The following is a 9715-nucleotide window of genomic DNA, read 5'->3' on the forward strand; positions in this document are numbered from 1 at the left end:
GCTCCCACCCGCCCCACCAGCACCAAGGAGGACCGCGCGTGCGTCCCACCCTCGCCGCCGACCAGGTACGGGCCAGTCTGAGCCAGTACCTCGCGACGACGTACGCGCTGGCCGACGAGAGCACCCGCCGCGCCCTGGAGGGCTTCCTCGGCGACGCCGACGACGGCATCTTCCGCGGCCCCTACCTCCGTATCCGCACACCCTTCCGGAGCGCCGAGGGCGACGACTGGCAGCGGCACCTGACCTGGTGGCCCCGCGACTTCACCCCCCACCGGCACCAGGAACTCGCCTGGGAGAGGCTGTCCACGCTGCACGGGCCGGCGCGGCCCACTCTCGTCACCACCGGCACCGGGTCCGGGAAGACCGAGTCGTTCCTGATCCCGCTGCTCGACCACTGCCGCCGCGAGCGTGAGGCGGGCCGGGAGGGCGTCAAGGCGATCCTGCTCTACCCCATGAACGCCCTCGCCACCGACCAGGCGCACCGCATCAACAAGCGGCTCGACGACCCCAAGGACACCCGGCTGCGTGACGCGGGTGTGCGGGCCGGGCTCTACATCGGCGACAAGCCGTCGCAGGAGTTCAAGCAGGCCAACCCCGCGATCACCGTCGACCGGGACGAGATCCGGCGCACCCGGCCGGACATCCTGATCACCAACTACAAAATGCTCGACCTGCTCCTCCAGCGTCCCGAGGACCAGCGGCTGTGGCAGGATCCCGCGCTCGCGTACGTCGTCCTCGACGAGTTCCACACCTATGACGGTGCCCAGGGCACGGATGTCGCCATGCTGCTGCGCCGCCTCGGGTCCGTCACCGGACTCGCGGAACCCGGCCGCCCGCTGGGGCCGGTCTGCCCCGTCGCCACGTCGGCCACGCTGGGGGAGAACGGCCCCGGCGGGACCGGGAGGGCGGGCGGCGGGCCCGGCATGCTGGAGGTTGCCGAGCAGGTCTTCGGCGTGCCGTTCCCGCCCGAGTCGGTCATCGGTGAGGACCGGCGCTCCACCAAGGACTTCACCGGCGAGAGCGACTTCACGCTGCCGTTCCCCTCCCCTCAGGAGGTCGCCGAGCTCGGCGACCCCACCCGCGACCCGGACGCCATGGACGGCCTCGTCGCCGCGTTCACCGGCCTGAACGGGCCCAGCCCGGAGGAGCTCGGCGGCGTTCTGCGCCGCCACCGGCTCACCGCCGCCCTCCTGGAGATTCTCGACGGCACCCCCAGGACCCTCGCCGAGATCACCGAGGTACTGCCCCGCTACGCCTACCACTGGGGCATGGCCGTGCAGCAGCGGCCGCGCATCGCCGCCCAGGCACTCGCCCGCTACATCGCCCTGCTGTCGTACGCCCGCGACCCCGAACACCCCGGGCGGCCCCTGCTGGCCATCGAGATCCACCACTGGGTACGGTCCGTCTCCCGTGTGCTGCGCGGTATCAGCGCGGCCCGTGCCGAGTTCCGCTGGGACGACGAGCGGGTCACCTCTCGCGGCGCACTGGCCCGCAAGGACGACGGAGCGGCCGCCCGGACCTCGCCGTACGACGGGGAGGGTCCTGTCGTACCGGCCGACGTGGCCGAGCAGGCCGCCGTACCGGCCGATGACAGTGCCCCGCCGCCTGCCGAGGTGTTCCTGCCGGCGGTCTTCTGCCGCGAGTGCGGACGCTCCGGCTGGGCCGCGTACTCGCCGGAGGTCGACCCGGCCGAGCTCGACCTGAACGCCTCGAAGATCCGCCGCGCCTCGGTCGGCCGCGACAAGCGCCGGGTGCGCAACATGATCGCCGCGACCCCGCAGGAAGTGCACGACGCCGCCTTCGCGGCCGGGGCGGAACGTCGGCGCGGCGGACCCGCCGTCATGGTCCTGGAAGGTGCCGGCGGACGGCTGCGCCCCCTCTCGCCCGAGACCGACTTCACCGCCCCCGCCGACGGCGACGGACCCCGTCGGCCCAGACCCCTTCACAACGCCGTGTTCGTCCACGCCGACCTCGACGGTGACCGGGCCGCCGAACGCGACCAGTGCCCCGCCTGCCGCACCTTCAATTCCATCCGCTACCTCGGCACCGGCCTCGCCGCGCTCGCCGCGGCCGCCGTCACCCAGCTCTTCACCGGCGGCGAACTGGACAAGAACAAGGGCGAGAACAAGACCCTCCTCTTCAACGACTCCGTCCAGGACGCCGCCCACCGCGCCGGATACGTCGCCAGCCGCTCCTACACGTTCTCGCTGCGCGCGCTGCTCGCCAGCCGCATCGACGAGGACGAGCCGATCACCCTGAGCGATCTGGCCGCCGACCTGATCGCCGACGTCGTCGACAGCAAGGCGGTGCAGGCCGCCGTCATCCCGCCGGACCTGCACCTGATCCGGGGCGTGGACACCCTGCTCTCCGGACGCAGCCGCGGGTCCCGGGCCACCTGGGAACTGATCGCGCAGCGCCTGGCGTTCGCCACCGTCATGGAGTTCGGCCTGCGGTCCCGGCAGGGCCGCACCCTGGAGCTCACGCGCACCGTCGCCGCCGACGTGCCCCTGCCGGACGCCGACTCCGTCGCCGACCTCGTGCGGGAGACGCTGCTCACCACGCCCGGAGAGATCGCGCTGCCCGACGGATCGGTGCCCGGCCCCGACCGGTACACCGGCTTCGTCCGGGGCCTGCTGGAGCGGCTGCGTATCCGGGGTGCCGTCCGGCACGCCTGGCTGGACCCCTGGCTCGACCAGGCAGGGGTGCGCCGGTGGGCGATCTGGGGCGGACGCGAAACCGGCATGCCGGCCTTCCCCCGCGGGGTGTCCGCGCCCGCGTTCCTGCTCGGCACCCCCAAGCAGGGCAGCGAGGACTTCGACGTCCTCACCGGCCGGCTCGGCTGGTACCAGGACTGGGCCGTACGCGCCCTCGGGCTGCGCAGGGAGGCCGCCACCGACTTCCTGACCCGGCTGCTGCCCGCCCTCGCCGACACCGGGGTCCTCGCCGTGCGCACCGCACTCGACGGGGCCACTCGCGTCTACGGCCTCCAGCCCGGACACATCCAGGTCCGCAGACTCGCCGACGACACGCTGCCCGACGCCACCGCGCACTGCCCGGTCTGTTTCTGGGAGCAGACCGTCCACCCCGACGTCGCCGACCAGTGGCACGGGCAGCCGTGTCCGCGCTATCGCTGCGCCGGAATCCTCGCCACCGGCCGCGACCTCGACAGCGGCCTGCGACAACGGGACTTCACGGACGACTTCTACCGGCGTATGTACCGCGAGGCCGGCGTATTCACGATCAACACGGCGGAACACACGGGCACACTCAGCCGAGCCAAACGCGAGGCCGTCGAGAAGGCGTTCCGCGAGGGAACCGACGTCCACTACGCCAACCCGCAGGTGCTGTCCTGCACCCCCACCCTCGAACTCGGCATCGACATCGGCGACCTGTCGGCCGTCGTCCTCGCTTCCCTGCCGAAGGGTCCGGCCAACTACATCCAGCGTGTGGGCCGGGCCGGTCGGTCCACCGGTAACGCGTACCTGCTCACCATGGTCGACCGCGGTCCGCGCGACCGTTATTACCTGGAAGAACCCCGGCTCATGATCGCCGGGGACGTCCTGCCGCCCGGCTGCTACCTGTCCGCGGCCGAGATCCTGCGCCGCCAGTACCTCGCCCATCTCCTCGACCTCGCAGGCGCCGGACGGCTGACCGCCCCCGACGGGACGCCACTGCGGCCGCTGCCCGGACGCGCCACCGATCTGTTCGGGGCCTCGGCCTGGCAGGCCGAGTTCGCCGAAGCCGCGCTCACCGGCGGACCACAGCTCGTGCAGGGCTTCCTCGACCTGTTCCCCCCGTACGACGAGAGCCGAGGCACCGGCGTCAGCCCGCAGGCCCGCGCCGCCCTCGTCACCTACGCGACCGACCCCGGCGAGGAGGGACTGGGAGGCGCCCTGGAAACCGCGTGCCGACGCTGGGAGGACCGCCGCGCCGACCTGCAGCGCCGGACCGAGGCCATCGACCGGGCCCATGAATTGCTCGTCGCCGGCGACCCCGACCAGGAACGGCAGGGGCGCGAACTGCGCGCCGAGCGCCGGGACGTGGCACGCGTCTCCCGCGAGATCAGCCGAACCACCGCGCACGGCGCGCTCGTCGACCTCGGCCTGCTGCCGAACTACAGCCTGATCGACTCGGCCACCGAACTGGAGGCCACCCTCACCTGGACGGAGAAGCAGGCCGACGGCACCCGTAAGGACCACAGCAAGACCCTCCACCACAGTCGCCCCGCGCGCCTCGCCCTCTCCGAATTCGCCCCGGGCAACCACTACTACGCCCAGGGCTACAAGCACCGTGTCACCGGACTGGACATCGGCAGTCCTGGCCGCCCCGCCTGGATCTGGTGGCGCGTCTGCCCCGACTGCGGACACGTCCGCACCCACCGTGCCGAGCAGGACGCCTCGCCCTGCCCTCGCTGCCGGTCCGCGGCCATCGGAGACGTCGGCTGCCTGCACAAGGTCCTGGTGCCGCGCCGCGTCACCTCCCGGGACGAACGCGACGACGTCCGCGTCCGCGACGACAGCGACGAGCGGGAGAGGCGGCACTACACCGTCGTGCCCGCAGTGGACATCGACGCGAAAGACGTCGAACAGGCATGGAAGCACGAACACGCCACCTTCGGTTGGGAGTTCACCCGCCAGGCACGCATCCGCCACATCAACACCGGAGCCACCCGAGTGGACGGCGGCGCCGACACGGCCTTCGCCGGGCGGGAGGTCCGCCTCAATCCCTTCTGGGTCTGCGACGCGTGCGGCTTCGCCGACCCCGACGGCGGGCCCGCCGCCCAGGACACCGGTGACGCGGCCGCATACGGCAAGTACCACCGGCCCTGGTGCCCCAGGCGGCGCAGCGGGGCGGATACCGCCCGGCGGGGCGAGAAGGTGCTACTCGCCCACGAGCTGCGCACCGACGCCCTGCGCATCCTCATCCCCGCCGTCACCGCCCACACCCAGGAAAGGCTCGCTTCCTTCAAAGCGCTGCTGCTGGCCGGTATCGCCCGCAGCTACGGCGGCGACCCCGACCACCTCGCCGTCGTCACCGACTCCATGCCCGAGGAACGCGGCGAGGCCGCCCTGCGCCGCCACTTCCTCGTGCTGTACGACACGCTGCCCGGCGGCACCGGATATCTGCACCGCCTCGCCGGCCAGGACGGGCTCAGGGGCGTCCTGGACGACGCCCGCCAGGTGATCGAGACCTGCGTGTGCGTCGGCCAGGGCCGGCCCGCGTGCCACCGTTGCCTGCTGCGGCACGTCACCGACGGCGAGTACGAACTCGTCTCCCGCGAGCACGCGCTGGACATGCTCGGTGACCTCTTCGGCCGCACCGCCGACCGATGGAGTACCGAACCCGTCGCCACCGCCCGGGACATCACCCTCGTGCACCAGGTGGAGAGCGAACTGGAGGCACTCTTCCGGCGCGGGCTGCTCGAATGGGCCGAGCGGGTGGACGAGGTCAGCGTCCGCACCGCACTCACCGCCGACGGCACCAGGGACACGACCCTGCGCTTCACCGCACCCGACGGCACGGTCCGCGGCTGGCAGATGGAGACGCAGACACCGCTCGGCTTCACCCGGCCCGACGTCGTCTTCCACAGCACCGACGACGACCGGCGGGTGGCCGTCTACCTCGACGGCTACCGCTATCACGCGAGCCCCGAGCACCTCACCGCCGAGGACGACGCGAGTAAACGCACCCGTCTGCGGGCGGAAAACTGGCAGGTCTTCCAGCTCACCTGGGACGACGTGCAGGCGTGGACAGGGCGGACGAAGCCGCAGGCCGACCCCGTATGGAAGCCGTACCCGAACACCGCGCAGAAGACGGCCATGGACGTCCACCGGCGCATGCACGGCGGAGACACCCGGGACCTGTCGCGCTTCGTGTGGGCCAACCCCGTCGAGACACTGATCGGGTACCTCACCGACCCGGACCCCGACGCCTGGCGGCGCCGCACCCAGAGCGCGCTCGCGGGCTTCGCCGCCGTGTCGGCGACCAGCAGGGCGCTGGCCGACGGCGAGGAGACCGGCCGCAGGATCGGCGAGGCGCTGCACGGGCAGCGGCTCGCCGGAGGACAGGGCGCCGTCCAGGTCATGGCGACCCGGGACACATCAGGGTGTCCGCTCACCATCGCGCTCGACCTGCGCAGGGGACAGACCGGGGCGGCATGGACCGCACTGACCGTGCTCGACGACAGCACGGACACGGTGGCGGCGGACGAGGCCGCCCACCGGCGGCGCTGGCAGGCATGGCTCTACTGGAGCAACCTGCTCCAGTTCCTCGACGCGGGCGAGGGAGACGGAGTCCAGCTCACGGCGGCCATGCTGCCTGGATTCGACCCGGCCGAACTGGCGGTTACCGGCGGCGCAGGGTGGCTCACCTCTCAGCGGCGGGCACACGAACCCGAGGCGGTCGGGCAGACCGCCGAGGAGGCCCCCGGGGCCGTCCGCGACCCCGCCTGGGACGAGGTCATCGAGTTCCTCATCGACGACCCCGGTCTCCCCGGCCTCGCCCGCGTCCTCGCCGGCCTCGGCCTGCCCGCGCCGGAGGCCGGCTACGAACTCGGAGCAGCCGCCTGGCCCGCCGAACTCGCCTGGCCTGCCCGGCGGATCGGTGTTGTCCTCGCCCACCGGCCGGACCCGGGCAGCAACCGGGACATCGACGCCGAACAACGCGACCGGGCCTACCGGGACGCGGGCTGGCAGGTGCGCACCGCGACGGAATGGGACGCCGGCGAACTCGCCGGGCTGGTGAGCGGAGTTGCCGGTCCGGCCACGAACGAACACGAGGAGAACGAGCGATGACGGTCACCGGCGCGCCCAGGACCGGCGTGACCCTGCGCCTGCTGGACAAGGCCGACAAGGAAATCGTCAAACTGGACCGCGCCGTCCTCGGCGCGTTCTACAAGTTCCAGCACGACTTCCGCCGCAACCCGGACGCCGGCGGCTTCGACCTCAAGCAGCTGGAAGGCCACGACCGGCTCTGGTCGGCGCGCGTCAACCGCGAGTGGCGGGCCCTGATGATCCGCCTGGGCGGTGACGACTGGCTTCTCGTCTCGGTCAAGCACCGCGGCCACGTCCACAAGAACCTGGACCGGCTCAACTACGGCATCAACCACATCACCGGCGCCATCGAATACGTGGACCTCCAGGTCGTCGAGGAGCACGTGCAGCGCCGCGAACCCGCGCCGCCCGCAACCCCCGCTCCGGAACCCGCCCCCCGCAGGCCGGTAGAAGAGCCCCTGTTCGCCGCGTACACCGACGAACAGCTCGCGGACCTCGGCGTCGCCGAACCGCTCATCCCGATCGTCCGGAAACTCACCACGGACGACGAGCTGCTCGGTCTCGCCGAGTACGCGCCCCGCCACACCGGGGAGGTCCTCCTGCGGCTGCGCGACGGCGTCCCCTACGACGCGGTCATGGACCAGGTCACCGCGCCCGTCGCCGTGAGCGAACCCGAGCAGAACCTCGACACCGACGACTGGCAGGCGGCCGTCGACCGCTCCCAGACCGTGGTGATCACCGACGACGAGTCCCTGCAGAGCATCCTGGAGGAGGGCGACTTCGGGCGATGGAAGATCTTCCTCCACCCCACCCAGGAAAAGCTGGTCCACCGGCGCTACTCCGGCCCGGCACGGGTCGGCGGCGGGCCGGGGACGGGCAAGACGATCGTCGCCCTCCACCGTGTGTGCCACTTGGTGCGAGGGCTCCCGCCCGGTCGCAACAAGCCCGTCTTGCTCACCACGTTCAACAAGAACCTCGCCGCCGATCTGCGGGCCCGGCTCCTCTCACTCGGCGGCCCCGACGTACTCGCCCGGGTCGACATCGCCCACGTCGACCAGCTCGCGACCCGCCTCGTCAGCGAGGCCGACCCGGGCAGCGCCAAGCGGCGGATCGACGACACGGCGGCCTTGCGCGAGTGGCGGGAGCTGCTGGTGGAGGCGGGGGAGACCCGCTGGAGCGCCGAGTTCCTCAGTGACGAGTGGAACCAGGTCATCCTCGGCCAGGCCGTGACCTCCCGGAGCGACTACTTCGCCGCCCGGCGCGCGGGCCGAGGACGCAGCGTCACACGTGCCGAGCGAGCTGGAATCTGGCAGCTCGCCGAACGTTTCACCCAGCGCCTGGAGACCAAGGGGCTGGAGACCCACCGGCAGGTCGCCGAGCGAGCGGCACGGCTGGAGATCGCTCGCAAGGCCAGAATCGACCGGCGATCCGAGGAACGCGACGACCGGGGGGGCCTGGACAACCTCCACGTCGAGGCCGGCTCCGGTGCCTGGCTGCGCTACCGCTACCGGCACATCGTGGTCGACGAGGCGCAGGACCTCAGCGCCGCCCACTGGAAGATGCTGCGCGCGATGGTGCCGGCCGAGCCCGACGACATCTTCCTCGTCGGCGACACGCACCAGCGGATCTACGACAACCAGGTCACGCTCGGCAGCCTCGGCGTCCACATCCGCGGCCGGTCCTCCCGGTTGACTCTCAGCTACCGCACCACGCGGGAGATCCTGCGCGACGCCATCCGGGTCCTGGACGACGCGGACTACGACGACCTCGACGGCAGTGCGGAGACGATCGCCGGATACCGCTCCATCCTTCAAGGTGCGAGCCCGTCCCTGCGGGGCGCACGGAGCTGGGACGAGGAGATGGACCTCGTCGTCGAGCAGCTACGGGCCTGGCACGACGTGCCCCGCGAGTCCACGGCGATCTGCGTCCCCACCAACGACATGGTCACCCAGCTCGCCGACCGCCTCGCGCGACGCGGCATCACCCCGACGGAGATCACCCAGGACGGACCGCGGAACGACCAGGGTGTCCACATCGGCACCATGTACCGGTTCAAGGGACTGGAGTACCGCTGCCTGATCATCGCCGGGGTGGCCGAGGGACTCGTACCCCGCACCTCTGTGGACGCGTGGGAACGCACGGACCCGAGCCGCCACCAGCGTGAACTGCACCGGGCGCGCTCGTTGCTCTTCGTCGCGGCTACCCGCGCCCGTGATGCGCTCGCCATCACCTGGCACGGTGAGCCAAGTCGCTTCCTGGCACCCCTGCTTCCGCCCCGGTGATAAGGCGCGCTTCTCCCCACCAGCGTTGCTGATCGTTGTGCGATCGATGTTGTTGACACGACTGATGGGCGGGTGTCCGCGGAATGCGATGTGGCAGCGGTGGTGGTTGCAGGGTGCGATTGAAGCGTTCGACTTCGCCGTTGGTCTGTGGCCGGTAGGGGCGTGTGCGCTTGTGTGTGGTCAGGTCCTTGTGGAGAGTTTGGATTTGTAGCAGGAGCCGTTGTCGGAACCTGTCAACGTGATCAAGGCAGGTAGGTCGTTCTATTGCTGTGCCGGGATCGTTTGATCTTGAGAGGGTCTGTTGATCCAGGCAGCCTCGGGGAGCTTCGGCGGCTCGGGGGGCTTGCGGACGAAGCGTTCGGGATGCTTTTCGTAGACCGCGCCGAGGACGTCGGCGCGCATCCCACGGAGCTGTTCGGCGAGGCCGAAGTGCACGTCGAACGGGGTGTGCATGGCTATGCCGGAGTGCCTGTGCTCCAGGTTGTACCAGTCGAAGAACCGCTCGCACCAGGCGCGGGCGTCCTCGATGCAGCCGAATCTGTCGGGGAAGTCGTGCCGGTATTTAAGGGTTTTGTACTGGCTCTCGCTGTACGGGTTGTCGTTTGAGGTTTTCGGCCTGGAGTGCGACTTGGTGACGCCCAGGTTCGACATCATCTGCGC

Annotated in this window: 3 protein-coding genes and 1 pseudogene; 2 read left to right on the forward strand and 2 right to left on the reverse strand. The window is 71.2% G+C overall.

Annotated elements, in window-relative coordinates; genetic code table 11:
- Window positions 1–38: 38 nt before the first annotated feature.
- Together ABZ826_RS17730 and ABZ826_RS17735 are read left to right on the forward strand one after the other, a co-directional pair.
- On the forward strand, window positions 39–6794 hold the full coding sequence (locus ABZ826_RS17730; protein ID WP_361448391.1) for a DEAD/DEAH box helicase: 6756 nt from the start codon (window positions 39–41) through the stop codon (window positions 6792–6794).
- Window positions 6791–9055 carry a UvrD-helicase domain-containing protein gene (locus ABZ826_RS17735; RefSeq protein WP_361448394.1) on the forward strand — a complete coding sequence of 755 codons (2265 nt, stop codon included), beginning with the start codon at window positions 6791–6793 and terminating at the stop codon, window positions 9053–9055. Before ABZ826_RS17730 ends, ABZ826_RS17735 begins: the two co-directional genes overlap by 4 nt.
- Before the next feature lie 109 nt (window positions 9056–9164).
- Here the strand turns inward: ABZ826_RS17735 and ABZ826_RS17740 are convergent.
- Window positions 9165–9283: pseudogene (locus ABZ826_RS17740) on the reverse strand (IS481 family transposase); the annotation flags it as partial.
- A 33-nt stretch (window positions 9284–9316) separates the two neighbouring features.
- Window positions 9317–9715, reverse strand: a 399-nt coding sequence (locus ABZ826_RS17745) for a transposase (RefSeq protein WP_361448397.1), incomplete at its 5' end; no start/stop codon positions are given.

Origin of the sequence: Streptomyces sp. NPDC047515 (genome assembly GCF_040643055.1) — a bacterium.
GTDB lineage: Bacteria > Actinomycetota > Actinomycetes > Streptomycetales > Streptomycetaceae > Streptomyces.